Here is a 26,097-nt window from a genome sequence, read left to right as displayed (position 1 = left end):
TTTAAAAAGGAGAATTTTATTATTACTATTTCTGGCAGGAGTTATTTTATTCATACTCATAGTGCGCCTTGCCTTTCTTATGCTGTAAGTTAATCAAAAAGCTGTCTCAAAAGTTTTACTACGACTTTTGAGACAGCTTTGCATTTAAATTTTATGAATGCTATCAATGACAACTTTTATAATTGTATCAAGATCCTCTTGTACAATATTAAGTGGTGGAGATAATGTTAAAACGTTATTAAAGCCTGCAACAGTGGCACCATTTTTACCGATAATAACACCCTGCGCCTTACAGGTAGCAATAACAGCATTTACTTTATCTATTGATAAAGGCTCCTTCGACGTTTTATCTGAAACTAACTCAATGCCAATTAATAAACCTTTGCCGCGAACATTCCCAACATTCGGATGATTACTCAATGCTTGCTGAAGTGCTTGCAGAGTAGCAGCTCCAACCTCACTAGATCTTTCAAATAATGCTTCTTGCTGAAGAATCTCAATATTTTTCAATGCGACCGCACATGCGACTGGTGATCCGCCAAATGTATTGACATGGCGGAAATAACCGTATGCATCTGACTCGGTAAATGCTTCATAAATTTCCCGTTTTACTGCTGTAGCTGATAATGGTAAATAGGCACTTGTAATTCCTTTTGCCATCGTAATAATATCAGGTTTAACACCGTAGTTCATAAATCCAAATGGCTTACCTGTTCGACCAAAGCCACAAATTACTTCGTCTACAATCATTAAAGCTCCATGTTTTTTACACACTTCTTCAATGCCCTTTAAATAGTTCTCTGGAGGCATGATGACTCCCCCACCTGTAATAATTGGCTCTAAAATCATCGCGGCTACTGTTTCACTTAGCTCCCACGTCATCGTCTTATCTACAGCCTTGACGCTTGCTAATTCTGTTGGGGCAAGTGTATCATTTTCATGTTCCCGATATTGATCAGGTGGGGCTACATGGATAAAGCCTGGAGATAATGGTTCATATTTATATTTTCGTTCCGCTTGCCCTGTCGCAGCCAATGCTCCAAAAGAACTTCCGTGATATGCACGGTAGCGAGAAACTATTTTATAGCGAGAGCTTTCCCCTTTTTGTTGATGATACTGACGCGCAATTTTAAACGAAGTTTCGTTAGCCTCTGACCCACTATTAGAGAAGAATATAACATAATCTCCACCAAGCATTTCATTAATCTTTTCAGCCAGTTCAACTGCTGGTAAATGCCCCTGCGATAAAGGAGCATATGCATTTTTCATCATTTGCTCATGTGCTACATCTGCTAATTCTTTGCGACCGTAACCTACATTTACACACCACAATCCTGCCATTGCATCGATGTATTCAACGCCATCTGTATCAACAATCCTTGCACCATTTGATTTTTCTACTACATATGTTGCTTGTGGATTATAGGGTTTCATTGAATGCCATACATATTGTTCATCTTTCTTTAAAATATCACTTTTAAGATTTACTTGAACCATATCTATACACCCCTTCATGTTTTCACTTATTCACATCGTTATTGCTTGGGAACGCAAATGAACTTATTGTATCCTCTGTTGCATCTGGCCAGCGTTCAGAAATTGTTTTCGCTTTCGTAAAGAATCGTGCTTGGTCTGGCCCAAACATATGCCCTTCACCGAACTTAGAGCGCTTCCATCCTCCAAAGTTGTGATAGCCAACTGGAATCGGAATCGGAACATTAACGCCTACCATACCTACTTCAATTTCTTCTTGGAATTTGCGCGCTGCCGAACCGCTACCCGTAAACATCGTGACACCATTCCCAAGTTCGTGATCATTAATCAAATCAATAGCTTCTTGTAAGGTTTCAACGCCTACAATAATACGTGCAGGGCCAAAAACCTCCTCTTTAAAAATAGGCATTTCTGGCGTTACATCATTTATCAATGTCGGACCAAGATAAAAGCCTTTAGATGTTTCACATATTTTCGGATTTCGACCATCCGTTACAAGATTAGCCCCTTCTGTAATAGCACCGTTGATATATCGAAGAATGGTATCTTTTGATTGCTGCGTAATAACTGGGCCAAAGTCTACCTCGTCATCTGTATATGGGCCAACCTTTAATTTTAAGATTTTCTCTTTTACTATCTCTGTAAAGCGTTGTTCAGTATCTTTCCCGACGACGATTGCTCCTGAAATAGCCATACAACGTTGAGACGCCGCTCCATATGCTGCACCTAAAAAGGCATTAGCTGTTTGCTCTAGGTTTGCATCTGGCATGACAATCATAAAGTTCTTTCCGCCACCAAATGCAGCAACTCGTTTATTGTGCTTCGTTCCTGTTTGGTAAATATACTCCGCAACAGGTGTTGATCCAACAAATGAAATTGCTTGTATCTCTTTATTTTCTAGCAGTTCATTAACCGCCTCTTTATCACCATTCACGACTGTCCAGATTCCATCTGGCAGTCCTGCCTCTTTCCATAAGTTACTTAAATATAAGGCTGAGATTGGCACACGCTCAGACGGTTTTAAAATAACTGCATTTCCTACCGCAACTGCCATACTTGTAATCGCCAGCGGGACCATAACAGGGAAATTAAATGGAGCAATTGTTGCAACAACTCCAAGTGGAGCCTTTGCAGAAAAGGCATTAATATCGCCGCCTACATTAACCGAGTATTCCCCCTTCAACATTTGCGGGGCACTTATTGCCATATCTACAGATTCAATGCCACGAACAATTTCACCCTTAGCATCTTCCTTCGTTTTCCCACTTTCCTCACAAATTATTTTGATGAGCTCATCTTGTCTTTCAACTAATAACTGACGGAAACGATGCAAAACCTCCACCCGTTTACCAATCGATGTCTTTTTCCATGCAGGGAAAGCTACTTTCGCTAGCTGGATAGCTTGCTTTACCTCACCTCTAGTCGCTAACGGAACTTGCGCAATGACCTCTCCTGTTGTTGGATTATAAACTTCCGAGTAACGACCACTAGTACCTGCTGTTTCAACACCATTGATAAAATGCGTAAGCGTTTTCGCTTTTTGCTGAACTGTCATAATTTCCCCACTCCTTATTTATCATTATTCAAGATCCAATTCTTCCTTTTGGAAAATAGAACTTGCTTCCTTTACTGGGTTTAACAATTTTTTCCTTTGTGTAACTAAATAGAAAACCATCACGACCACTACTACAATACATGTAAATAAAATTTGCGAACGCATCGATTCAATAAAGAACATAGCGATCAGTAATGCTGTTGTAGCTAATATAGTGAAATACGTTAAATAGGGGAATAACCACATTTTCACTTTTAATAGTTCGGGATTTTCTTTCTCAATTTTCCGTCGCATTTTTAATTGTGAAAAAGCAATGATTAAGTAAAGAATCAACGTAATTGCACTACATGAACTAAGTAAAAACATAAATACTTTATCTGGTGAGACATAATTCATAATAACGGCAATATAAGAGAAGAATGTCGCTGCTAATATGGCATTAACAGGTGCTCCCTTTTTATTTAATTTCAAAAATGCTTTCGGGGCTTCCCCCTTCTCCGCTAAAGAAAATACCATTCGAGATGTCGCATAAAGCGCGGAGTTTAAGCACGATAAAACTGCTGTTAAGACAACAAAATTCATGATTTGCGCAGCTGCGGGAATGCCGATGTAATCCAATACTGCTACATAGGGACTCGTTAAAATACTTGAGGAATGCCAAGGTAATAATGTGACAACTACCGTTATCGACCCAACGTAGAAAATCAAAATACGCCAAGTAATTGAATTTGTAGCTTTTGTCACCGCTGCTAACGGTTCGTCAGATTCCCCTGCTGCAATCGCAACAATCTCTGTGCCCATAAAGGAGAAAATAACAATGACTACACCCATCAGGACAGCACCAAAACCATTCGGTAAAAAGCCACCCTCACCGATTAAATTAGCAGTACCTACCGCATCAAAATTAGGTGCGATCCCAAAGATAATAAATGCACCAAGTGCTAGGAAAGCTATAATACTTGCAACCTTAATAAGAGAGAACCAATATTCAAATTCACCAAAAGCCTTTACGGAAAGGGCATTTGTTAAAGTAAGTGCTACAGTTAATATAAGACTTAGTAGCCATAAAGGAATGCCATCATACCAATATTGAATAATCGCAGCTGCTGCCGTTGCCTCTAAAGCAATTGCAACAACCCAGAAAAACCAATATAACCAACCAATCATAAAACCAGCCCAAGGACCAATTGCTTCATGTGCATAATGCGCAAATGATCCACTTGTTGGATTGACAGCTGCCATTTCCCCAAGCATTCGCATGACAAGAATAACGATAATACCCGCAAAGATATAAGATAAAATTGCGCCAGGGCCGGCTAAGTTGATCACTGAGCCGCTTCCCATAAATAGGCCGGCTCCGATAACCCCCGCAATAGCGATCATCGTCATATGCCTTTTCTTTAACCCTCTCTGTAAATGCGTCTGTTGCTCCATATCTGTTCACCTCTTTTATAGTTTGGATTACCGCTTACAAAAATTTTACATGTTACATAGAAACGAAGTAATAGACAAACTGTAAAATTCTATGCAATTGTTTTAAACATAATGTAAAATAGACTAAACATTCTTAAAATAAGATATTTTAGTCTTTTTTAGAGAAAACAATACATCAGTAAGAAAACAAGGAAATGATCAATTATACCTCGACATAATTGCGCCCGGAACCGGCTTTGTGCTTGAGAACTCCTTTCCGATTCTGTGACATCCGCCGGAGGCTTTGGGCCAACACGAGGTTGGTCACTCAGGCGTTTTCACAGGATGAGAAGTTTTTTGTACCGAAAGCGTAGCGACAGGTACAGATATTTGTACATCAGTTGAAATAAGTTAAAAGGAAGGAGGATAAAAATGAGTCAATTTAAGCTTCAAGTGAAGGATGTGTTAGAAAATACACACTTCCAAAGTGCGGAGGTCGTAGCTGGAGAGGATGGATTATTACGCATTGTAAAGTGGGCTCATGTCATTGAAATTATACAAGTAGATAATTTTCTAGCTGGTGATGAATTGATTTTAACAACTGGGATAAGCCTTCAGCATAGCATAGAGGATTTTATCTTTTTTGTTGAGTCCTTAATCCAAAAAAATTGCGCTGCATTGTGCATTGAATATGGGCGTTACATACAAACCATTCCAGAAATGATTGTAGCTCTTGCTAACCGTCACAGCTTCCCTATTATCGTTTTTCATGATACTGTTCCTTTTGTCCGTATTACACAGGATTTACATAGTCAAATTATGAATCAACAGTATTTAATGATCTCTACTTTAGAATCCTACTCTCAAACATTAAATAAAAATGCTCTATTAGGGCAGACCGCAGAAGAAGTCTTACAAAATATGTATAATAAATTGAAGACACAAATTATCTTTTCTATTAAAGGTCGAGAACCTATCTTTTTTCCAAACACCCCGCATCATAAGCGCCAACAACTTTTAACGAAAAAAAAATCAGCAGCAATATTTAAAAATGAACCCATCTTTATTTTTGATCAGCATTATGCAGAGTTAACACTCTATAGAGAGGATGGTCTATTCTCGGAGTTCGAATTACTTATTTTAGATCGTACAGCTACTGCGTTAGCGCAGCTGTTAATGAGAGAATTTTATATTGAAGAGAAAAGGGACATTGAGGATGCCTCTATTTTAGCGGATTGGATCGACCAAAAACTATCGAAAGAGGAAATTTATAAATTTATCGTAACCCATCATTCTAACTATAAACTTACTAGCGGAGCCGTTTTTATTTTAGCGACTCCTAATGCAGTCTCTAAGGTGCAGGAGGATATTGTCTATAGTAAGCTCTACTATCGAAACCTTTTTGAGCAAAATGGATTTATACCATTTTTATTTGAAAGAAAAAGCTATGTCATTTTTATTTTACTCCATAAGAAGGATAGCAAATCGAGTCGCGAAGTATTAAATAAGTTAGTTTCTTCCGTTCAGAAAACCGATTTTTATAAAAAACAAATGGCCCAAGATTATCAAATCGCCATTGGCAAGGTCGTTGCAGACGTAGACGAGATACCAAAGAGCTATCAAACGGCACTCGAAACATTGTATATTTGCAGTAAAGTACAAACAACTTCTTATTTTTACGATGATTTACATCTGTATCACCTCATCTATAAATTACAGATGCAAGTCAATTTACAGGAAGTGATTCAAGATTATTTACAGCCTGTTATTGAATACGACAAAAAATATAACAGTAAGCTGCTAGAAACTCTACAAGTATACTTACAAACAAATGGCTCCAAACAACAAACAGCCAACCAACTGTTCATCGTACGCCAAACACTCTACCATCGTTTAAAAAAGCTTGAAAGTCTCTTAGGGGAAAATTTCATGAAGGGCCATAATCGAATTACACTTGAATTTATGTTGCTTGCCAATTCTTTAATTGAGGAGAAAAGTTAATTTCTTAGTTGTTGATTGGGTTAGCGGCGATATTCATCAGCTTAGCGGCGTTGTTCGCATGGGTAGCGGCGATATTCATCCGTTTAGCGGCGTTGTTCACATGGTTAGCGGCGATATTCATCCGTTTAGCGGCGTTGTTCACATGGTTAGCGGCGATATTCATCCGTTTAGCGGCGTTGTTCACATGGTTAGCGGCGAAATCGCAGGGGTACCAGCGTTATTCGCATGGTTAGTGCCGATGTTCATCGGGTTAGCGGCGTTGTTCATTGGGTTAGCGGCATTGCTCGCAGACTTATCACCAATGTTCATCTGCTTATCAGCGAGTTTCTCCTCCTTATCAGCGATGTTCATCCGCTTATCAGCGATTTTCTCCTCCTTATCAGCGATGTTCATCCGCTTATCAGCGAGTTTCTCCTCCTTATCAGCGATGTTCATCCGCTTATCAGCGATTTTCTCCTCCTTATCAGCGCTGTTCTTCTGTTCATCGGTTAGCACGCTCAACATCTCTTGACCTTTTGAGCGTGCTATCAAATTTTAGTTTTCGGTAACTACTCCGTTGTATAATCCAGGTCTGCGGTCGTCATAAACAGGAATTCTGCCTCTTACTTCATCGACAATTGAAAAGTCCACGTCGATGACAGCTACTTCTTCGTCCTCTGCACCAACCCACAGCACCTCGCCCCACGGTTGAATTATCATTGATTGACCATTAAAGTTTTCTACCTTTCTAGAAAGACGATTAACAGCGATCACAAAGCATTGATTTTCAATGGCACGTGCTTGCAGTAATGTTTTCCAATGATCGATACGTGGTGTCGGCCATTGTGCCGGCACGAACAATACTTTTGCCCCTGCTAAGGCGTGAGCACGTAGCCATTCCGGGAAGCGGATATCATAGCAAATCACGCCTGCAGCCTCGATATCTCCAAGGACAAAGCGATTCATTTCATCCCCAGCTTCTAAATATAAATGCTCGTCCATCAAACGGAAAAGATGTGCCTTGTTATATTCCCCTACTAACACACCATTTTTATCAAACGTATACATCGTGTTGTAAAATTTATCGCCCTTCTTCGTTGAAACCGAGCCACCAACAATATGTACGCCAAGCTCTTTCGCTAGGTTTGATAAAAATGCTTTCGAACGCTCTCCATCCACATCTGCAAGCTCTGATAATTTTTCAAGAGCATAGCCTGAATTCCACATTTCTGGCAGCACAATAATTTCTGCACCTTGTTTTGCCGCTTCACGAATTTTGTCCTCAGCGCGAGCAAAATTTTCTTCTACTTTGCCAAAGCCTACGTTTAATTGAATACAACCAATTTTCATTGCTATTCCTCCTCTAGACAGTACTGTTCTGTATTTATACTACATTAAATCAACCTGACTTCCATGGTTTAAGCTCAATATTTAGATTATTATTTCACCACTTAATACTTGAACTGCAGAACCCGCAATAGCAACATCTTTTATTTTTGGTGTAACGTACAATAAGCCACCGCGTTTTGAAAGTTGTTTGCTCACGATGCTTTCTTTTGATAATTTTGCACACCAGTAAGGTCCTAGCGCACCATGAGTGGAACCATTTACATGGTCTTCATCAATGCCTTGTGCTGGAGAAAAGAATCTTGAGACTATATCAATCCCCTCATCTTTAGAACGACTTGTAATACAAACACCACGTACCGGGAACTGTTTCATCGCTTGAAAATCAGCTTTGAAATCCGCAATATACTCTTCGTGACTTAACTCCACTATATAATCCAATTCTGTTTTCCCTACATATGTTGGTTTCACACCTAGCCATTCTTCAAGCTCCAAAGGACATTCAATCTCTTCTAACTGATACTTTTGAATTGTTATTTCAACTAATTCATTGAACCAATTTGCTTGCAAAGGGCCACTTACAGTCTGGAATATAATCGAAGAATTGATAGGTACAATCCCTTGTTTCCAGAGTAAAAAAGCGCTAGCGATTGTTCCATGTCCACAAATCGGTATTTCCTTTGCCGGCGTAAACCATCTAAGAAAAAAATTATTATCCTTCCTTTGAACAAAAGCTGTTGTCGGTACTGGGATCTCTTGAGCAATTTTCTGCATGGTCGACTCAGGTATCGTTGAATCAAGTAAACATACTGCTGCGGGATTTCCCTTGTAAAGCTCTGTAGTAAAAGCATTGATGATAAAATACGAGACTTTGTTCAATTTTCCCACCTCATTTTGGTCACTTTTGATTTTTAATTAACTGAAAATACTCTAGACAATTACTAAAAAAAGTAATATTATGTGCATCATATCTTCAATAATTATTATATTCTGAAAAAGGTGGACGTGCATGGAATTCTCAAAAAAACTACAGCAACTCCCAACTCAATTTTTTGCAGCACTTGTGCAAAAAGTAAACGCTGCTCTTGCTGAAGGACGTGATGTTATCAATCTTGGTCAAGGTAATCCAGATCAACCCACCCCTTCACACATTATTAAAGCATTACAGGAGGCGGCAGAAAATCCTCAAACTCATCAATACTCTCCATTTCGTGGCATAGCAGAATTACGCCAAGCAGCAGCAAGCTTCTACAAACGTGAATACAATGTGGACATTGACCCTGAAACAGAGGTTGCTATTCTCGGTGGTACGAAAATTGGCCTTGTTGAGCTACCGTTAGCTGTTTTAAACCCCGGTGACACTATGCTATTACCTGATCCTGGATATCCAGATTACTTATCTGGTGTCGTATTAGGTGATGTTAATTTTGAAGTTATGCCTCTTTTCGCAGAAAATGATTTCCTGCCAGATTATAATGCTTTATCCGATGAAGTAAAAGAAAAGACGAAGTTGCTGTACTTGAATTACCCGAATAATCCAACTGGCGGTACTGCAACATTTGAATTTTTCGAGGAAACAGTACGCTTTGCAAAAGAGCACAACATTATCGTCGTACATGATTTTGCCTACGGAGCGATTGGATTTGACGGCGATAAACCTATCAGCTTCCTGCAAGCTGATGGTGCTAAAGATGTCGGTATCGAAATGTATACATTATCCAAAACGTATAATATGGCAGGCTGGCGCATTGGTTTTGCAATTGGTAACCCCGACATTGTCGCAGCCATTAACCGTATTCAAGATCATCTTTTTTGTAGTCAATTTCCTGCCGTACAACAAGCCGCGGCAGTTGCACTTACTGCTTCCCAGAGTTGCGCAGATAAGCTAAGAGCGACTTATGAGCGTCGACGAAACGTCCTGATCGAAGAAGCCCAGCGAATTGGTTGGCAAGTAACAGCACCGAGAGGCTCTTTTTTTGCATGGCTCCCTGTTCCACTAGGTTTTACGAGTGAACAATTTGCCGATATATTGCTCGACAAAGCTGATATCGCAGTAGCTGCAGGCAATGGCTTCGGTCAATATGGTGAAGGCTATGTACGGGTTGGTTTACTTGTTAGCGAAGACCGCTTACGTGAAGCGATCAGCAGAATTGAAAAATTAAACTTATTTAGCTCCTGAACATTTCAATCAAAAACTGTTCCATTAGCTCAAACTTGCTATGGGACAGTTTTTTCTCTCTCTTGCTTACCCCACCCCTTCTTCTAGCGGATTCTTTCGCGACTAAATATTATAATAAAATAAAAAATTTTAAAAATTCAATTGACTTACCATATCCTATAATTTATATTAGTTCTATCGGATTTACAAAAAAATATTATAAATCTCTTATCAAGAGTAGCTGAGGGACTGGCCCTATGAAGCTCGGCAACCTCCTTTTTCAAGGAAGGTGCTAAATCCTGCAAACGATTATCGTTTGAAAGATAAGAGAGGACAATTTTTCATGAGCCTCTCTTAATTTTTTAAGAGAGTTTTTTTATTTTTATTACCGATAAAACAACTTTGGAGGTATGTTTCATGAAAAAGAACAACAAGATTTTATTAGGTTTAGCAAGTCTTACATTAGTAGCAGCATTAATGGGCTGTGGTACTAAAGAAAATAGTAAAGATAGTCAACGTAAGACTATTAATGAAAATAAGATTGTAGTAGGTGTAACTTCTGGTCCGCACGAACAAATTGCTGAGGTTGTAGCGAAAGTTGCCAAAGAAAATGGCTTAGAGGTAGAACTAAAATCTTTCTCTGATTATGTTTTACCAAATACATCGTTAGTAGAGGGCGATCTTGATGTAAACAGTTATCAACACAAGCCATTCCTCGATACATTTAACAAAGATCACAATACAGATTTAGTGCCAGTTGGAAAAACAATTTTAAATCCTCTAGGCATATACTCCGAGAAATATAAATCATTCGATGACGTTCCAGATGGTGCAACGTTCGGATTACCGAATGATCCAACGAACGGGGCTCGTGCACTATTTGTACTTCAAAAGGCAGGCTATATTAAATTAAAAGACGGTGCAGACTTAACAGCATCTATTCGCGATGTGGAAGAAAACAAAAAGAATTTGAAATTCATTGAATTAGAGGCTGCACAAATTCCTAAACAGCTTAGTGAAGTAGATGTAGCTGCCATTAATACAAACTTCGCTCTTGATGCTGGCATTAATCCTAAAAAAGACTCCATTCTTTTAGAATCTACGGACTCTCCATATGTGAATTACATTGTGGTACGTGCTGAAAACAAAGATGACCCAACGATCAAAAAATTTGTTGAAGCTTATCAATCTGATGAGGTACACAAATTTATTGAAGAAAAATTCCAAGGCTCTGTAATTTCAAGCTGGTAAGTGACGATTAAGTTTCTTTCATAAAATCAAGAATCTGCGAGACTCCTACAGGAAAGCTAGCAGATTCTTGCTTTATAGAAGGACTTAGAAAGGAGATATCACCGTATGATTCAACTAGAAAATATAACAAAAGAATTTAAAACTAAAAATGGTATCGTCAAAGCAGTAGATGGTATTAACCTGCATGTCAAAAAAGGTGAAATTCATGGGGTTATTGGCTACAGTGGTGCAGGAAAGAGTACCCTTATTCGCTGTGTGAATTTATTAGAACGTCCGACAACAGGAAAGGTATTAATCGATCATGTAGATATTACTTCCCTTTCTCTAAACGACCTTCGCAAAACTCGGCAAAAAATCGGGATGATCTTCCAGCATTTTAACCTTTTAAAAACAGCGACTGTTTACAACAATATCTCGGTACCATTAAAGCTTCTTGGCTATAACGACTCTGAAGTAAAAAAACGCGTTACAAAATATGCAGAAATTGTTGGCCTAACGGAGAAATTGGATAGCTATCCTAGTCAGCTTTCAGGTGGTCAAAAGCAACGTGTCGCTATTGCGCGTGCCCTAGCCCAAGAGCCCGAGATTTTGCTTAGTGATGAAGCGACAAGTGCACTCGATCCCGAAACAACGGACGCCATTCTTGAGCTTCTCTTGAAAATTAATCGTGAGCTAGGCATCACTATTTTACTTATTACACATGAAATGAATGTTATTCAAAAAATTTGCGATGCTGTATCCGTTCTTGAATCAGGGGCGGTTGTGGAATATGGCTCTGCTATAGAACTATTTTCGAAGCCTCAGCATCCAACAACACGAAAATTTTTAAATACCATTTCTCAACGTAATTTATCCCCTTCTCTTATCAAGCAATTAAATGTTTCGGGAAGTGTTATTCGTTTAACATTCCTTGGTGAAAGTACAGGGAAACCATTACTAGCAGAAGTGAGTAAAGTTTATGATGTACAACCAAATATTTTATCAGCCAATATCATAGAATTAAAAAACGGCATTGTCGGTAATATTGTCGTGCATCTACACGGTGAAGCACATATCGTAGAAAAAGCACTTAAGTATTTTACAGAAAACGGGGTAAGCGTTGAAGAATTAGGAGGCGAATTAAATGAATAGCATTCAAAGCTTCTTTGCAGATTGGTCAGGTGTTATTGGGAAATCCATTCTCGAAACCTTCCAAATGGTTGGGATTTCATTATTCTTTTCTATTTTAATTGGGATCCCTTTGGGGCTTTTAATCGTTTTAACTCGCCCGGGGCAATCGTTTGAAAATAAATTTCTCTACCAATTTTTCAATTTATTTATTAATATTATTCGCTCTGTACCGTTCATTATTTTACTATTTTTCATTTTACCATTCACGAAGCTAATCGTCGGCACAACTATTGGTGTAAAAGGTGTTATTGTGCCGCTTGTTGTTTATACAGCGCCTTATATTGCGCGACTTATGGAAACAGCACTTTTAGAAGTTGATCCAGGTGTTGTGGAAGCTTATACAGCAATGGGTATTAAACGTCGTCATATTATTTGGAACGTCTTATTACGTGAGGCTCGCCCATCCATTATTTTAGGTTTAACGATTGCCACAATCGGTCTTATAGGAGCAACAGCAATGGCAGGAATGGTTGGTGCTGGTGGTCTAGGTGATCTCGCATACCGTTATGGCCATTTACGCTATGAGGTCGATGTGATGTATGCGACAGTGTTTATCTTAATCATCCTTGTGCAGAGTATTCAATCACTAGGTAACCGCTTTGCTGCGAAGTTAAAGAAAGATTAGTAGGAGGTTTACGATGACAAAGACAACACATAGCGATCTACTGTTAAAAAATATTAATGCACAGGCCCCCTTCCCTATTTGCTTTACAGATTTAGAAAAGGCAGTTGCAGAAAAATTGGAAGCTGGTCCGTTTGGTTACATCCGTTCAGGCGCTGGCGGTGAGCAAACATTAAGAAATAACCGTACAGCCTTTGAAAAATACTCTATCATTCCACGCTTTTTACAAGATGTTTCAAGTATTGATACATCGATTGAACTGTTCGGAAAAGTATTTCCAACTCCGTTCTTATTTGCCCCTGTTGGCATGAACAAAATGGCGCATGACGAAGGAGAGCTAGCCGTTGCACGTGCAGCTGATCAACTAAAAATCCCTTATATTCAAAGCACAGTTTCAAGTTATGCACTCGAGGATGTGGCACAAACAGCTCCCACTGCTACTAAATGGTTTCAATTATATTGGTCAACAAATGAGGAAATTGCCTATAGCATGGCCGCTCGAGCCGAGGCTGCTGGTTTTGAGGCTATCGTTTTAACTGTAGATACAGTCATGCTTGGCTGGCGTGAAGAAGATGTTCGTAATCAATTTTCACCATTAAAGCTTGGGTATGCACGAGGAAACTATATGAATGACCCTGTTTTTACCGCTTCCTTACCAGATGATTCATTCGAGTCATATATACAAGGCGTGTTGCAAAATATATTCCATCCAACATTAAATTGGGACAATGTACGTGAATTAAAGCGCCGTTCGAATCTCCCTATTTTGTTAAAGGGGATCTTACATCCTGAAGACGCAAAACTAGCTATAGAAAACGGCATTGACGGAATTATCGTATCCAACCATGGTGGCCGCCAATTGGATGGCGTAATTGGTTCACTTGATGCACTTCCTGGCATTGTGAAAGCTGTAAAGGGACAAATTCCTGTTATTTTAGATAGCGGTGTGTATCGTGGAATGGATGCCCTTAAGGCACTCGCTTTAGGAGCAGATGCTGTTGCCATTGGTCGTCCCTTCGTCTACGGACTTGCATTAGAAGGACAGCAAGGAATCGAAAAAGTAATGACGAATTTATATGATGAATTAAAAGTTTCTATCGCATTAGCGGGGGCAATATCTATAAAAGGACTACGTGATATCACATTGGTGAAAAAGGATGGAGCCAACTGTAAATGAATTAATACTGATGAACGCTAAAAGCAGCGTACGTCATTCATTCAAAATTAAAGCAGTCCTGCATTACGGGGTGGCGATCCGTCGCTCCGACTGTTTTATCCGGCATTTCGAGGCGGCTTTCCGTCGCTCTTTCTTCTACCTGTCACTTCGGGGGTGCTTTCCGTCGCTTTGACGCTTCTTTCCGTCACTCTGTTAGGGCTATCCACGATTTCGGCCGTTCTTTCCACGACTTTGACGGTTCTATCCACGATTTCGGCTGCTCTATCCACGACTTTGACGGTTCTATCCGTCGCTTTGATCATTCTTTCGATCACTTCGACTCTTCTTTCTTTCGATCTATCTTCTATCCATCGCTTCCGGGCGGCTTTCCGTCGCTTTGACACTTCTATCCATCACTCTGACGGGGCTATCCACGATTTCAGCTGTTCTTTCCAACTTTGACGGTTCTATCCACGATTTTAGCTGTTCTTTCCACGACTTTGACGGTTCTATCCACGATTTTGGCCGTTCTATCCACGACTTTGACGGTTCTATCCGTCACCTTGGCTCTTCTATCCGTCACTTCGCTGGTGCTTTCCGTAGCTTTGACACTTCTATCCATCATAAAAGGGCTACCTCACTATTGAGGCAGCCCCATTTATTTATTGAATAACGCCTAATTCACGGCCGACTTTTTCATAGATTGCTAGAGCGTCGTCTAACATTTCTTTTGTATGTGCCGCTGTAGGCATGTTACGAACACGTCCTGTGCCTTTTGGAACCGTTGGGAAAACGATTGATTTAGCGTAGACGCCCTCTTCAAATAGTCGGCGAGAAAATTCCTGCGTAAGCTTTTCATCACCAATAATACATGGTGTGATTGGCGTTTCAGATTCACCGATATTAAAGCCAAGATTAGCAAGACCCGCTTTTAGATAATCGCCATTTTCCCATAGCTTATCGTGAAGCTCTGTTGAGTCAATCAACATTTGTACTGCTGCTGTAATCGCTGCTACATCACCTGGTGGTAATGCCGTTGAGAATAAAAATGGACGAGAACGCACTTTTAGCCAGTCAATTAAATTTTTCTTACCAGCTACATATCCACCAACAACACCAATTGCTTTAGATAGTGTACCAATTTGGAAGTCAATTTCTTTTTCTAAACCGAAATGCTTCACAGTACCCTTTCCTTTACCTGTCACACCTGACCCGTGTGCATCATCGACGTATGTTATTAAATCAAACTCTTTCGCAATCTCAACGATTTCTGGTAGTTTTGCAATATCACCGTCCATTGAGAATACGCCATCAGTAATGACCATGACTTTATTATATAAGCCTGATTCTTTTGCTTCTTTTGCCTTTGCACGTAAATCGTCCATATCAGAGTGATTAAAGGCAATGATTTTCGCACGTGATAAACGACAGCCATCAATAATCGACGCATGGTTTAATTGGTCTGAAAGAATTGCATCATTTTTATCCATAACAGCTGAAATAGCTGCCATATTACAGTTAAAACCTGATTGGTAAGAGATCGCTGCTTCGGTACCTTTAAATTCAGCAAGTTTTCCCTCTAGTTTTACGTGTAAATCAAGTGTGCCGTTAATCGTACGAACTGCCCCAGCCCCTACACCGTATGTCTCAATTGTTTCTTTGGCAATACGCTTTAAATCTTCATTCGTCGCTAAGCCAAGATAGTTGTTTGATGATAGATTAATTAAATTTTTGCCACGTACCTGAATAATTGGTCCGTTTGCTCCCTCTACTGGATCAATTTCATTGTATAAGCCTTGATCGTGTAAGGCTTTTAGGTTTTCATCTAAAAATGCATTCAATACTTTTGACAAGCGTATCATCCTTTCCTAAGAACACTATTCTAGTTCCTAGTGTAGCACAAGCATACTATTAGAAAAATTACTTTGTTAATCTTTCGAATAGTGGGGCAGTTTTTTCTCGCCAAAGAGATGATGATACACAATTATCTAATAATCGACGGACAGTATACTCCGCTTCTGCGTAACGCTTCGAATAACCCATTGCATCCTGCATCGCCTCTTTATACTTTGCCCGAATATCTTCAATTTGAACTTCTGCCTCCTGTGAAATTGCGCAATGTTTCCCTATATCGAAAATTTCATCCCCTAGTCTTCCGTCCTGTGGGTCAAAGATATGAGGCTCTGTACTATCAAAAATACAGAAATTCAATTCCGGGATAATGACCATGTCAACTGAGTTTGAATCCAAGCCGCACCAAATAATTTGTGCATCGAGCCCTCTTGCATTTGCTTCGTCTGCTAAACCTTTCATTAAAGAAGATTTACCTGTACCTGGCTTCCCTTTGATCATCAATCTTCTAGATACATTTTTTGTTATGCTATCTACGGTATTTTCGGAACCCCTCGGTGTTAATGTTCCGAGTATGCGATGGGTGCGCACTCCTGTTTTATTTAAGACGATTGATTGGAAAACATCTGTCTTTAAATTTTCAACCTGATCATTCAATGCCTGCCAGTTCATGCAACTCTGAGTGACTCCTTCCCAATCATCATGGATCTTTTTTGCATTGTTAAGCTTCGAAATACACTTCTCACGCCATGACTCTCGTTCCGTCATTGCATCAGCGAGCTGTTCGCCAACCCTTTCAAGCTGGATTTCTTCTAAGCAATCATAAAATGACATCACCCGATGCTTTGTTCCAAGGAAAACCGGTTCAATCCCCCAACCCGATGACCATACAAATAGTCGATTACATCCTTGAACATACACTGCCTCAACAATATCCTCCAACAAAGCATGCTTATACCACTCCACCGCAAAGCCTTGCTTTACATAAAAATACCCAAGCTCTTTAAGAAGTTCTGATCCTTTAAACGTCGGTGCACCCTGTAAAATATACACTAATTCAGCCTCATCCATCATTTCTTTATATAAATGTTTAATTCCTTGCCCAGTCAGTGCGTGTCCATAATAGTAGGTCACATTTCCGTTCAATTTCGATCCCCCTTTATCTTATGCCTTGCATTATATGAAGGAACCTTAAAAAAAATGAAGAGCTATTTTTAATTTTTACACATAAAAGTAGCTTCCTATTTAATAAAATAAGTTCATGCCCATAGAGTGCCGCCAATAAAAGCCTCTCGAATAAATCCATTAAACTAACGAGGTAGTAAAAAAAGGGATACCCAAAATGAAGTCGAACTTTTAAGTTTGGAGGGAGATAACTTACATCTCGCCCATATTTTATGGTAAATGAAAAGCTTGTTCATTTTCTATCTATTTTCACCAAAAGTGCCCGATTGCGGAAGTAGCAACCATCTGTTTCAACTGTTTGCTACTCTTAGGTTACATCATTCTACCTTGCGATTCTTACAAATTTTTATAAGCTATTGTAAAAATAAAATGACAGGAGTTGAAATCATGGAGTTCTATAAAAAGCTAAAAGAAGAACGCTTAAAGCATAATTTATCACAAGAAGAATTAGCCATTAAATTAAACATTAGCAGACAATCCGTTTCTAAATGGGAGCTTGAAAAAGGTTACCCCAATATTGAAACGCTTATTGCATTAAGTGATTTATTCAATATTAGTATTGACGAATTAATGAAAGGAGACAATTCCTTAAGAGTTACAAGCATCAAAGAAGAAGAGACGAGAGAATTGAAAATGACAGATCGGTTCAAATGGTTATATGTACTGAGTTCAATTTTAGTAGTATTTTGGCTTTTTGTACTTCCCTGGTCCAAACCATCAGGTCTTACATTAAGTATCATTAATCTCATAGCTGTTATTTACTTTGGAATTGTCGTTAGCTACATCAAAAATAACAAGAACAAATTTTTTAATTAAACACGCAATTATGCCTGTGATGCAGGTCAGTTAACATTAGCTGAAGTTTGGAGGGAGGTGTATGGTAAAAAAAGTAGGGACTACTTTGTTTGCAATTGGTATAGTAATGATGTAAATAGGTATGCCTTATTTATTGGGCTATTCAACAAATGAATTTTTAAAGTATCCTTTATATTTAGAATTGATAGTAGGTTATATTTGCTCCTGCCCCTACAATAATCCTTCTGTGCCGAGCAGTTTACCGCTTATCTATGTGACCCTTCTACAAATTATCAATAAAAAAACTACCCAGCATATCATTGGGTAGTAGTGATTGATGCAATCTTTGCTTTTGTCACAGCGACTAAATCATCTAGCTGTAAGTGGATTTGCATACCGATTTTCCCGGCACTCACTATAATATTTCCTTGCTCTTGGGCCGACGAATCGATGACAGTTGGATAAAGCTTCTTCATGCCGACTGGAGAGCATCCGCCTCGCATATAGCCTGTATAGCCAAGTAACTCCTTGACCGGGAGCATGTCGATTTTTTTCTCTCCTACAACCTTTGCAGCTGCTTTTAAATCAAGCTCATCTGCTACAGGAATAACAAATACAAAAAGCTTTTGTGCACTTGCCTTTGCTACTAATGTTTTGAAAACACGAGCAACTGGGTGACCAATTTTTTCAGCAACCGAAATTCCGTCAACTTGGCCGTCACCAGTCTCATATTCAATTACTTCGAATTGTATTTTTTGTTGCTCCAATAATCTTATCGCATTTGTTTTCGCATGCTTTGCTTTTGCCATACCAAAAATCTCCCATCTGTAGCATTAGGCTATCATGGAGATCATGGAGTCATTTCTCGGTCGATAGCCGTCTTTTGCCATTTGAATATGAGTGGCGTACTTTTCAGAAGCGTGTTTATATGTTCGCGCCTTGTATGCCTCCGCATAACTCTTACCGAAAATTGTATCTACAAATGGATCCAATTTCAATTCCTTCGAAAAACGTTCTGGTACTTTGACTTCAATATCTTCACGTACAAAAGCTGACTCACTATCATCTACCTCTTGACCATTTAATTGCGCTTGCATGTGCTGTATTTGAGCATCTACACGTAAATCCTGTGGTGATGGCTGCACGGGTCTCAGCGCTGTATTCCGCACCCGCTCTAAAATTTGTAACGTTTCCTTGGCATTCGCATCATCTACTATAGGCGCTTCCTCATTTACACGCTCTACCTGTGAATATTGCTTTTGCATTTGCTCATGTGCGAACACATTTTTCGTCTGTTGCATATCTTGAATGATTGCTTGCTGTTGAGGTGTGACCTCTTTGGATTCCTCTTTTTGTTGCTCAAAGAGTTCTTGGTCTGTATGCCCTAAAAGTAAATTTTCTAGCTCAAGCAATAACGGATTTTTCTTTGGTGGAAAATACAGTGCACTTTTTCGATATGCATCACCAGCTTGTTTTCGCTGTAAAATCTTTTTACGATTATAGTGTGATGATATTCTTTCTTGTTCTATTAAACTAGATAGTTTCATATGATTCACCTCGGCTTTCTTATTTAATATGCAAGTTAAATAATAGATATGATAATTTCCTCTATTAACTTTATCTATTCCTTCAGAATAGTTTCTGTACCCTAATTATCGGAATTTTCTTTACCAAATTCAAGAGCAAATTAATACTAAGCTCCTAAAGAAATATTTCACTTTCAACGAAATAGATATAAAGACCTAACAAAACCCTCAATATTATATTCATTTAGTATTTCAATATTTAATTTCAATAAAATTTATTATCGTTACCACTTTATAAATGGTGTTAATTCACCACTAAAAAAACAGCCCCATAACAAGGACTGTTTCTATCTGTCTTTTTTAGGTTTAATAAGTATACTTTTATAGGCTAAGTAACCAAGCCATGCACCGAGTGTATTTAAAATTAAATCATCAATATCAGCCGACCCAACCGTAAAAATAAACTGGATCGTTTCTACCGCTAGACTAGAGAAAAAGCCTGCCCAAATAACTGTCCGCGCTTTACGAAACTTTTTTGATAATAATGGAAGTAAAAAGCCCATTGGGGTAAATATCAATAAATTGCCTAGTAAATTAATAATAATGATATCCAAATTAAAATACTGAGAGTAATTTATATAGCGAAGAATTGTATCAAAGGGAATAAAATTTGTGGTTAAACGCCAGTCACTATAATCAAACAGCCCTAATTCGTCTAGAGAATATTCGCCATTAAATAAAATAATAATTACATTCACTAGTCGATCAATAACTAGTTTATAAAAAGCTATAACGGAATAAATACAAAAAAATATCCAACCTATTATCTTGATTGGTAAATAATATGTATCTATCAATGAACGATAAGGTAACGGTAGCTTGGCACTACCCTGTATATTATTTTTTGTCATGCCTGTACAACCTACCTCCTGTATCCTCTCATAATTTTAATATGCCTCCCTTCCCCATGCAAGTGGCAAAAATAAGATGGGTGAAGCGTTTTAAAGCATACTAGCATATTAGGAATACTTTATCCCCCTTTACTATACGTTTGTCCAGATTCAATTAGAAAAGAGAAAAAAACAAATTTTAACAAAATACAATCCTTAGCTTTTGGTGATGCAAAAAAAGCTGCCTCAATTAAACTGAGACAGCATTCTTTCAGACTTTATACTGGATTTACTCCATGTTTACGTTCCGAGAATAACAAATATTTTGACATATACAGCTCTAAACGTGATTCAAGTGCTTTTCGTAAATCATTTGGCTCAATAACATCGTCAATGATGAGCTCTGAAGCTAGACGATAGACATCGATTTCCTCTTGATATTCCTTGCGTTTCTCTGCAATAAAGTTCGCTTGCTCCTCTTTTGGAAGTTCAGCGATTTTATTTGCATATACTGCGTTGACCGCTGCCTCTGGGCCCATTACAGCAATTTGCGCGTTAGAAAGCGCAATACAGCAGTCTGGCTCAAAAGCAGGACCTGCCATTGCATACAGCCCTGCACCATATGCCTTGCGAACAATGACCGTTAATTTAGGGACTGTTGCCTCGCTCATTGCGAAAATCATTTTCGCACCATGGCGTATAATCCCAGCTTTTTCAACTTGCGTACCAATCATAAAGCCTGGTACATCTGCAAGGAAAAGAAGCGGAATATTAAACGCATCACAAAGTGAAATGAACTTTGCTGCTTTATCAGCTGAATCGTGGAACAAAACGCCCCCCTTTACGCGCGGTTGATTGGCGATAATTCCAACGGATTGCCCATTAATGCGCCCAAGTCCTGTAATTAATTCTGGAGCGAATAATTTTTTTACTTCACAAAACGAATTTTCATCTATAATACGGTCAATTAGCTTATACATATCAAAAGGAACGTTTTGATTTTTTGGTATTAGCTCTTCAATCGATTTATCGAATGTAGCTGGTGGCTTTGGAGCCTCCACCTTACCGCGCTCTGCATAATTGTTCGGGAAGTAGCTCAAATATTTACGGGCATAGGCAATTGCTTCCTGCTCGGTTTTAGCAAGCACATCTCCACAACCGGAAACGGAACAGTGCATTTTCGCTCCACCCATCGTTTCCAAATCTACCTTCTCACCAATAACCATTTCCGCCATACGTGGGGATCCTAAATACATCGATGCATTGCCCTCTACCATAACTACAATATCGCAGAATGCAGGGATATATGCGCCTCCTGCTGCAGAAGGTCCAAACAGTAAGCATATTTGAGGGATTTTACCTGATAGTTTTACCTGATTATAGAAAATACGTCCTGCTCCTCGTCGGCCAGGAAACATTTCTAATTGATCAGTAATACGTGCACCTGCCGAATCGACTAGATACAGTAATGGGCAATTTAACTTTTCAGCTGTTTCTTGAATACGAATCATTTTTTCTACTGTACGTTTACCCCAAGAGCCAGCTTTAATCGTCGAATCGTTTGCTAATACACAAACGGTACGGCCATGGATTTTACCGATTCCTGTTATAACGCCATCTGCCGGTAAGTCACCAACTAAGCAGTTTGCGTACAAGCCATCCTCTGATTGCAGCCCATCATCTAATAATAATTCGAGTCGTTCACGTACAAATAATTTTCCTTGCTGCGCATTTTTATCGTGATATTTTGGCAGACCGCCTGCTAAAATTTGTTCCTTCATTGTTTTAGTCGTATTTTCTGTCGGTACATTGCTCATAGTTAATTCCTCCTTTTGCCCATTCGGTTACGCCTTAGCATAAATAGTTAATAGTATACCTAGATTTCAGTTCATCATCATAGCTTGGGGTTGATTTCCGTTCCGGCTGGGCGCTTTCCTGGGGCGTTCGATGAGCCGCTTCGCTTCGCTGCAGGGTCTCATCTGTAACGCTGATCCCCGAGGAGTCGCCCAGCCTCCACTCCAATCAACTTATGGCATTGCATATGTTATAACTAAGTATTATTCCAAACTTCCGATAATGAACCAAAATCTATTAGAAATTCAACCTTGTATGGTTCATCACTATAACGTGGGTTGATTTCCGTTTCGACCAAGAGCTTTCCTGGGCGCGTTCGATGAGCCCCAAGAAGTCACCTAGCCCCACTTTTTGATGATATGCCAATATTTTAAAATCCCTACTTTAAAACCATTCAAAGTCTATCATCAGAGCTTTTATTTCCCTAAGTATTGCGGTGTTCGTTTTTCTTGGAAAGCAAGTAAGCCCTCTAATCGATCTTCTGTAGGAATCAGAGCATTATATGCAAGTGATTCGATTTTTAAACCCGTAGCTAAATCTACTTCAACTCCTTGATTCATGGCGATTTTCGCCTGTACTAAAGAAAGTGGAGCATTCTTTGCCATTTCGAGTGCAAGCTGCTGAGCCTTTTCTAGTACTTCATGTCCTTCATGAACATACTCCACAATACCGTAGCTTCTCGCTTCCTCTGCATTTAGTCGACGTGCTGTATAAATTAATTCCTTCGCTTTTCCAATGCCAATTAGTCGTGGAAGTCGTTGTGTGCCTCCTGCCCCTGGGATGATGCCGAGAGATGTTTCCGTAAGGCCCATCTTTGCATGTGCAGCTGCAAGACGTAAATCACAGGCTAATGCTAGTTCGAGTCCGCCACCAAAAGCAACACCATTTAATACGGCGATAACTGGTTGAGCGAGTGCTTCTACTTTTGCCACTGTTGCACCGATTAATTGCACAATCTGCTTTACTTGTCGGTCTGGCATCCCTTTACGTTCTTTTAAATCTGCTCCTGCGCAAAAAGCTTTTTCCCCTGCCCCCGTTAGTAAAACGACTCGCACTGCCAGATCACCGTTTATGTTGTCGAGTGTCGTGCTCAGTTCTTGGAGTAGTTGTACAGACATTGCATTTGCAGCTTCAGGTCTGGAAAGTGTAATAAGCCCGATGCTACCATCTAATAATTCAAAACGAACGAGTTGCGTCATAATTGGCTCGCACTCCTTTCATTACGGGCAATCGCCATTTGTTTAGAGGCAACGGCCTTCCCTAGTTTCTGTTCAATAAATAGCGCAGCCTCTAGCACTTTATCCAGCTCTACACCCGTTGTAATACCCATTTCATCTAATAAATACAGTAAATCTTCCGTAGCTACATTACCTGATGCTCCTTTGGCATACGGACAGCCGCCAAGTCCACCAAGCGCACTATCAAACTTCGTAATCCCCATTTTTAAAGATTGAACAATATTCGCTAGCGCTGTGCCACGTGTATCATGAAAATGCATCGCGAAATTTTCTGCAGGATATCTTTTTAGTAATTCTTCTAAAAGATTCTCCACCTGTGTCGGTACACCAACACCAATCGTGTCACCGAGCGAAATTTCATCGACGCCCATTTCTAATAATTTTTCTGTTACTCGCAAAACCTTTTCTGGTTGTATGTAGCCTTCATACGGGCACCCAATTACTGTTGAGATATAGCCTCGTACGTTTTTATGCGCTGCCTTTGCCCCTACCACAACTTCCTGTAGTATCGGAAATGTTTCATTAATTGTTTTATTAATATTACTTTGATTATGGCTTTCACTTGCTGACATAAATACGCTCACTTCATCTACTTCAGCCTGCAATGCACGTTCTAAGCCCCGCATGTTCGGTACGAGTGCTGCATATGTGATATCTTTTTGGCGTTTAATGGCCTGAAGAACCTCCACTGCATCTGCCAGCTGTGGAATCCACTTCGGATGCACAAAAGAAGTTACCTCAATATAATTTAATCCAGTTTGACTAAGTAAATTTACTAATTGCACTTTATCGGCAGTTGCAAGATGCGTTTTCTCATTTTGCAAACCGTCACGAGGCCCTACTTCCTTTAACGTGACATGCTTTGGTAGCTGCATAAAGAAGCCTCCTTATTCAATTTCTAAAATATCATCATCAACGTTAATGAAATCCCCTTCGTTCGCAATGATTTTTGTGACTACGCCATCTTCCTCTGCTTCAATAGGAATCTCCATTTTCATCGACTCTAAAATTGCCACATCTTGTCCCGCTGTAACTTTCTCGCCCTCTGCTACAACAATTTTCCATACTGTTCCTGCCATGCTCGCTTTAACTGTTGCCATTGTAATCCCTCCAAATGTTATGAATGTACTGATAACGCATTCGCACTAATATTTAAGTGCGAATGCTTTTATCAAATTCGCCTTGGCGTAATTGTCGTTGCTGTCGCTTCGCCCTCGCACAGATAAACAATACGTCCAGAGGTTTTATTTTGTCTCTGCTAATTGAGGTAGATAATATTCATCTACAAATTTAGTTGTTGTATAGCCCTTTAAAAATTGTTCATGTGTGACTGTTTTCAGTAGCATTGGAATATTTGTTTGAATTCCTTCTATTTTATACGCTTTAAGTGCCTCAATAAGTCGCTCACACGCAATTGCTCGTGTTTCTCCCCACACAACTAATTTGCTAATCATCGGATCGTAAAAAGGTGTTACCGATGTGCCAGCCTCTACGCCACATTCATGGCGAATACCTTCACCTGTTGGTAATTCAAAAGCCGTGATTGTACCTGGAGAAGGGAAAAAGGTCGAAGGATTTTCGGCGTAGATGCGTACTTCAATCGCATGCCCTTTTCTTTCTATACTATCGCGCGTAAATGCTAATGGTTGTTTTGCCGCAATCTTTAATTGCTCCTCTACAAGATCTAGTTTCGTAATTTCCTCAGTCACCGGATGTTCAACCTGTAAGCGCGTATTCATCTCTAAGAAATAAAAGTTTTGCTCTGCATCTACTAAATACTCAATCGTTCCAGCATTCACATAGCCAATATGCTGAACTGCCTTGACTGAAGCATCTAGCATACTTTTTCTTGTTTCTTCAGAAATGAAAGGAGATGGTGCTTCCTCAACTACTTTTTGATTTCTGCGTTGAATCGAGCACTCGCGCTCAAATAGCGGTACGACATTGCCATCGTGATCCGCAATAATTTGTACCTCGACGTGATGAGGATTAGCAATAAATCGTTCCATATACATCGTGCCATCACCAAAGAATGACTGTGCACGCTTTTGATTTCCCTCAAAGGCCTTTGCCAATCCCTCTGCATTTTCTACGAGTTGCATTCCGATACCCCCACCGCCAGCAGAGGCTTTTAACATAATCGGATAGCCTAGACGGGAAGCAATTTCAATAGCTTCTGTTACATCTTTCACAGGTTTCTCTACGCCTTCAACAATTGGTACACCTGCCGCCTTCATCGTTTTCCGGGCTTCTAATTTACTACCCATCGAAGCAATAACGTCTGCGCTAGGCCCAATAAAAACTAAGCCTGCCTCTGTACAACGTTTAGCAAACTCAGCGTTTTCTGATAATAAGCCATAGCCTGGATGAACAGCTTCAGCACCGCTTTCCTTCGCCACTTCAAGAATACGATCAATATTTAAATAACTTTGTGCAACAGGTGGTTTTCCGATACAGAACGCCTCATCCGCTTCCTTAACATGTAAGCTTTCAGCGTCCGCCTCAGAATACACCGCAACTGTTAGGACATTAAGTCGTTTGCATGTTCTAATAACACGTCTTGCTATCTCTCCACGATTTGCAATTAAAACCTTTTTGAACATAACACCGGC

25 protein-coding genes and 1 riboswitch are annotated in these 26,097 nt (G+C 39.5%); of the genes, 7 read left to right on the top strand and 18 right to left on the bottom strand.

Features of this window, described 5'->3' with window-relative positions; translation table 11 throughout:
• Positions 1 to 144: 144 nt before the first annotated feature.
• From ACIQZA_RS22265 to ACIQZA_RS22255, 3 genes are read right to left on the bottom strand one after another with little or no spacing between them, the layout of a single operon-like run.
• A complete protein-coding gene (locus ACIQZA_RS22265) occupies positions 145 to 1,497 on the bottom strand; it encodes an aspartate aminotransferase family protein (RefSeq protein WP_400940721.1) in 1,353 nt (450 codons plus the stop codon).
• 22 nt (positions 1,498 to 1,519) lie between these two features.
• The gene (locus tag ACIQZA_RS22260) at positions 1,520 to 3,049 is read right to left on the bottom strand and encodes a CoA-acylating methylmalonate-semialdehyde dehydrogenase (protein WP_400940724.1); all 1,530 of its coding nucleotides are present in this window, start codon (positions 3,047 to 3,049) and stop codon (positions 1,520 to 1,522) included.
• 24 nt (positions 3,050 to 3,073) lie between these two features.
• Positions 3,074 to 4,483, bottom strand: a complete 1,410-nt coding sequence (locus tag ACIQZA_RS22255; protein ID WP_402883850.1) for an amino acid permease — start codon at positions 4,481 to 4,483, stop codon at positions 3,074 to 3,076.
• Positions 4,484 to 4,894: 411 nt separating this feature from the next.
• Between ACIQZA_RS22255 and ACIQZA_RS22250 the strand changes: the two genes are divergently transcribed.
• On the top strand, positions 4,895 to 6,463 hold the full coding sequence (locus ACIQZA_RS22250; RefSeq protein WP_402883851.1) for a PucR family transcriptional regulator: 1,569 nt from the start codon (positions 4,895 to 4,897) through the stop codon (positions 6,461 to 6,463).
• Between the two features lie 4 nt (positions 6,464 to 6,467).
• Here the strand turns inward: ACIQZA_RS22250 and ACIQZA_RS22245 are convergent, their stop codons facing one another.
• The 4 genes from ACIQZA_RS22245 to ACIQZA_RS22230 all read right to left on the bottom strand — a co-directional run bounded on the left by ACIQZA_RS22245 (position 6,468) and on the right by ACIQZA_RS22230 (position 8,668).
• Positions 6,468 to 6,647 carry a hypothetical protein gene (locus tag ACIQZA_RS22245; protein WP_403009982.1) on the bottom strand — a complete coding sequence of 60 codons (180 nt, stop codon included), beginning with the start codon at positions 6,645 to 6,647 and terminating at the stop codon, positions 6,468 to 6,470.
• A complete protein-coding gene (locus tag ACIQZA_RS22240) occupies positions 6,644 to 6,958 on the bottom strand; it encodes a hypothetical protein (protein WP_403009979.1) in 315 nt (104 codons plus the stop codon). Before ACIQZA_RS22240 ends, ACIQZA_RS22245 begins: the two co-directional genes overlap by 4 nt.
• A 39-nt stretch (positions 6,959 to 6,997) precedes the next feature.
• Complete coding sequence (locus ACIQZA_RS22235) at positions 6,998 to 7,792, bottom strand: carbon-nitrogen family hydrolase (RefSeq protein WP_402883853.1); 795 nt, start codon at positions 7,790 to 7,792, stop codon at positions 6,998 to 7,000.
• Between the two features lie 81 nt (positions 7,793 to 7,873).
• Positions 7,874 to 8,668 (bottom strand): PhzF family phenazine biosynthesis protein, encoded by a 795-nt coding sequence (locus ACIQZA_RS22230; protein WP_402883855.1) that lies wholly within the window; start codon positions 8,666 to 8,668, stop codon positions 7,874 to 7,876.
• Between the two features lie 130 nt (positions 8,669 to 8,798).
• Between ACIQZA_RS22230 and ACIQZA_RS22225 the strand changes: the two genes are divergently transcribed.
• The 5 genes from ACIQZA_RS22225 (at position 8,799) to ACIQZA_RS22205 (ending at position 14,167) form a co-directional block, all read left to right on the top strand.
• Positions 8,799 to 9,968 (top strand): pyridoxal phosphate-dependent aminotransferase, encoded by a 1,170-nt coding sequence (locus ACIQZA_RS22225; RefSeq protein WP_402883857.1) that lies wholly within the window; start codon positions 8,799 to 8,801, stop codon positions 9,966 to 9,968.
• A gap of 204 nt (positions 9,969 to 10,172) precedes the next feature.
• Positions 10,173 to 10,277, top strand: a riboswitch (SAM riboswitch).
• 87 nt (positions 10,278 to 10,364) lie between these two features.
• A complete protein-coding gene (locus ACIQZA_RS22220) occupies positions 10,365 to 11,198 on the top strand; it encodes a MetQ/NlpA family ABC transporter substrate-binding protein (RefSeq protein ID WP_402883858.1) in 834 nt (277 codons plus the stop codon).
• A gap of 105 nt (positions 11,199 to 11,303) precedes the next feature.
• Positions 11,304 to 12,329, top strand: coding sequence for a methionine ABC transporter ATP-binding protein (locus ACIQZA_RS22215; RefSeq protein ID WP_400940744.1), 1,026 nt, complete (start codon positions 11,304 to 11,306; stop codon positions 12,327 to 12,329).
• Positions 12,322 to 12,993, top strand: coding sequence for a methionine ABC transporter permease (locus ACIQZA_RS22210; RefSeq protein WP_402883860.1), 672 nt, complete (start codon positions 12,322 to 12,324; stop codon positions 12,991 to 12,993). The genes ACIQZA_RS22215 and ACIQZA_RS22210 overlap by 8 nt, the downstream gene beginning before the upstream one ends.
• Positions 12,994 to 13,006: 13 nt before the next feature.
• Positions 13,007 to 14,167, top strand: coding sequence for an alpha-hydroxy acid oxidase (locus ACIQZA_RS22205; RefSeq protein WP_402883862.1), 1,161 nt, complete (start codon positions 13,007 to 13,009; stop codon positions 14,165 to 14,167).
• 418 nt (positions 14,168 to 14,585) lie between these two features.
• Here ACIQZA_RS22205 and ACIQZA_RS22200 read toward each other — a convergent pair whose 3' ends face one another.
• The 3 genes from ACIQZA_RS22200 to ACIQZA_RS22190 form a co-directional block, all read right to left on the bottom strand.
• The gene (locus tag ACIQZA_RS22200) at positions 14,586 to 14,729 is read right to left on the bottom strand and encodes a hypothetical protein (RefSeq protein ID WP_402883864.1); all 144 of its coding nucleotides are present in this window, start codon (positions 14,727 to 14,729) and stop codon (positions 14,586 to 14,588) included.
• A gap of 79 nt (positions 14,730 to 14,808) precedes the next feature.
• Positions 14,809 to 16,008: a glycine C-acetyltransferase gene (locus ACIQZA_RS22195; RefSeq protein WP_402883865.1), complete on the bottom strand. Its 1,200-nt coding sequence runs from the start codon at positions 16,006 to 16,008 to the stop codon at positions 14,809 to 14,811.
• A gap of 58 nt (positions 16,009 to 16,066) precedes the next feature.
• Positions 16,067 to 17,143: a nucleotide kinase gene (locus ACIQZA_RS22190; protein ID WP_402883866.1), complete on the bottom strand. Its 1,077-nt coding sequence runs from the start codon at positions 17,141 to 17,143 to the stop codon at positions 16,067 to 16,069.
• Positions 17,144 to 17,569: 426 nt separating this feature from the next.
• Between ACIQZA_RS22190 and ACIQZA_RS22185 the strand changes: the two genes are divergently transcribed.
• Positions 17,570 to 17,998, top strand: coding sequence for a helix-turn-helix domain-containing protein (locus tag ACIQZA_RS22185; RefSeq protein ID WP_400940756.1), 429 nt, complete (start codon positions 17,570 to 17,572; stop codon positions 17,996 to 17,998).
• 296 nt (positions 17,999 to 18,294) lie between these two features.
• Here ACIQZA_RS22185 and ybaK read toward each other — a convergent pair whose 3' ends face one another.
• From ybaK to ACIQZA_RS22145, 8 genes are all read right to left on the bottom strand, one after another.
• Positions 18,295 to 18,786: a Cys-tRNA(Pro) deacylase gene (ybaK, locus tag ACIQZA_RS22180; protein WP_402883868.1), complete on the bottom strand. Its 492-nt coding sequence runs from the start codon at positions 18,784 to 18,786 to the stop codon at positions 18,295 to 18,297.
• 24 nt (positions 18,787 to 18,810) lie between these two features.
• On the bottom strand, positions 18,811 to 19,524 hold the full coding sequence (locus ACIQZA_RS22175) for a hypothetical protein (RefSeq protein WP_402883870.1): 714 nt from the start codon (positions 19,522 to 19,524) through the stop codon (positions 18,811 to 18,813).
• Positions 19,525 to 19,850: 326 nt separating this feature from the next.
• A complete protein-coding gene (locus tag ACIQZA_RS22170) occupies positions 19,851 to 20,414 on the bottom strand; it encodes a VanZ family protein (protein ID WP_142509439.1) in 564 nt (187 codons plus the stop codon).
• A 257-nt stretch (positions 20,415 to 20,671) separates the two neighbouring features.
• Positions 20,672 to 22,210, bottom strand: a complete 1,539-nt coding sequence (locus ACIQZA_RS22165) for an acyl-CoA carboxylase subunit beta (protein WP_402883871.1) — start codon at positions 22,208 to 22,210, stop codon at positions 20,672 to 20,674.
• 453 nt (positions 22,211 to 22,663) lie between these two features.
• A complete protein-coding gene (locus ACIQZA_RS22160) occupies positions 22,664 to 23,446 on the bottom strand; it encodes an enoyl-CoA hydratase (RefSeq protein ID WP_402883873.1) in 783 nt (260 codons plus the stop codon).
• Positions 23,443 to 24,360, bottom strand: coding sequence for a hydroxymethylglutaryl-CoA lyase (locus tag ACIQZA_RS22155; RefSeq protein ID WP_402883874.1), 918 nt, complete (start codon positions 24,358 to 24,360; stop codon positions 23,443 to 23,445). The genes ACIQZA_RS22160 and ACIQZA_RS22155 overlap by 4 nt, the downstream gene beginning before the upstream one ends.
• 12 nt (positions 24,361 to 24,372) lie before the next feature.
• Positions 24,373 to 24,585: an acetyl-CoA carboxylase biotin carboxyl carrier protein subunit gene (locus ACIQZA_RS22150; RefSeq protein ID WP_132360160.1), complete on the bottom strand. Its 213-nt coding sequence runs from the start codon at positions 24,583 to 24,585 to the stop codon at positions 24,373 to 24,375.
• Positions 24,586 to 24,729: 144 nt separating this feature from the next.
• Positions 24,730 to 26,088, bottom strand: coding sequence for an acetyl-CoA carboxylase biotin carboxylase subunit (locus tag ACIQZA_RS22145; RefSeq protein ID WP_142509444.1), 1,359 nt, complete (start codon positions 26,086 to 26,088; stop codon positions 24,730 to 24,732).
• Between the last annotated feature and the right edge of the window lie 9 nt (positions 26,089 to 26,097).

It is taken from the genome of Lysinibacillus sp. NPDC096382 (assembly GCF_044762845.1).
In the GTDB taxonomy this organism is placed as follows: Bacteria; Bacillota; Bacilli; order Bacillales_A; family Planococcaceae; genus Lysinibacillus.
This window is presented reverse-complemented; position numbering and strand designations above follow the sequence as displayed.

Coding starts and splice junctions, on each gene's coding strand:
- ACIQZA_RS22260 (WP_400940724.1), bottom strand. CDS start 3,049: ATGACAGTTCAGCAAAAAGCGAAAACGCTTACGCATTTTATCAATGGT.
- ACIQZA_RS22250 (WP_402883851.1), top strand. CDS start 4,895: ATGAGTCAATTTAAGCTTCAAGTGAAGGATGTGTTAGAAAATACACAC.
- ACIQZA_RS22185 (WP_400940756.1), top strand. CDS start 17,570: ATGGAGTTCTATAAAAAGCTAAAAGAAGAACGCTTAAAGCATAATTTA.
- ACIQZA_RS22235 (WP_402883853.1), bottom strand. CDS start 7,792: ATGAAAATTGGTTGTATTCAATTAAACGTAGGCTTTGGCAAAGTAGAA.
- ACIQZA_RS22170 (WP_142509439.1), bottom strand. CDS start 20,414: ATGACAAAAAATAATATACAGGGTAGTGCCAAGCTACCGTTACCTTAT.
- ACIQZA_RS22265 (WP_400940721.1), bottom strand. CDS start 1,497: ATGGTTCAAGTAAATCTTAAAAGTGATATTTTAAAGAAAGATGAACAA.
- ACIQZA_RS22215 (WP_400940744.1), top strand. CDS start 11,304: ATGATTCAACTAGAAAATATAACAAAAGAATTTAAAACTAAAAATGGT.
- ACIQZA_RS22155 (WP_402883874.1), bottom strand. CDS start 24,360: ATGCAGCTACCAAAGCATGTCACGTTAAAGGAAGTAGGGCCTCGTGAC.
- ACIQZA_RS22205 (WP_402883862.1), top strand. CDS start 13,007: ATGACAAAGACAACACATAGCGATCTACTGTTAAAAAATATTAATGCA.
- ACIQZA_RS22210 (WP_402883860.1), top strand. CDS start 12,322: ATGAATAGCATTCAAAGCTTCTTTGCAGATTGGTCAGGTGTTATTGGG.
- ACIQZA_RS22145 (WP_142509444.1), bottom strand. CDS start 26,088: ATGTTCAAAAAGGTTTTAATTGCAAATCGTGGAGAGATAGCAAGACGT.
- ACIQZA_RS22150 (WP_132360160.1), bottom strand. CDS start 24,585: ATGGCAACAGTTAAAGCGAGCATGGCAGGAACAGTATGGAAAATTGTT.
- ACIQZA_RS22165 (WP_402883871.1), bottom strand. CDS start 22,210: ATGAGCAATGTACCGACAGAAAATACGACTAAAACAATGAAGGAACAA.
- ACIQZA_RS22195 (WP_402883865.1), bottom strand. CDS start 16,008: ATGATACGCTTGTCAAAAGTATTGAATGCATTTTTAGATGAAAACCTA.
- ybaK (WP_402883868.1), bottom strand. CDS start 18,786: ATGGCAAAAGCAAAGCATGCGAAAACAAATGCGATAAGATTATTGGAG.
- ACIQZA_RS22225 (WP_402883857.1), top strand. CDS start 8,799: ATGGAATTCTCAAAAAAACTACAGCAACTCCCAACTCAATTTTTTGCA.
- ACIQZA_RS22220 (WP_402883858.1), top strand. CDS start 10,365: ATGAAAAAGAACAACAAGATTTTATTAGGTTTAGCAAGTCTTACATTA.
- ACIQZA_RS22175 (WP_402883870.1), bottom strand. CDS start 19,524: ATGAAACTATCTAGTTTAATAGAACAAGAAAGAATATCATCACACTAT.
- ACIQZA_RS22160 (WP_402883873.1), bottom strand. CDS start 23,446: ATGACGCAACTCGTTCGTTTTGAATTATTAGATGGTAGCATCGGGCTT.
- ACIQZA_RS22255 (WP_402883850.1), bottom strand. CDS start 4,483: ATGGAGCAACAGACGCATTTACAGAGAGGGTTAAAGAAAAGGCATATG.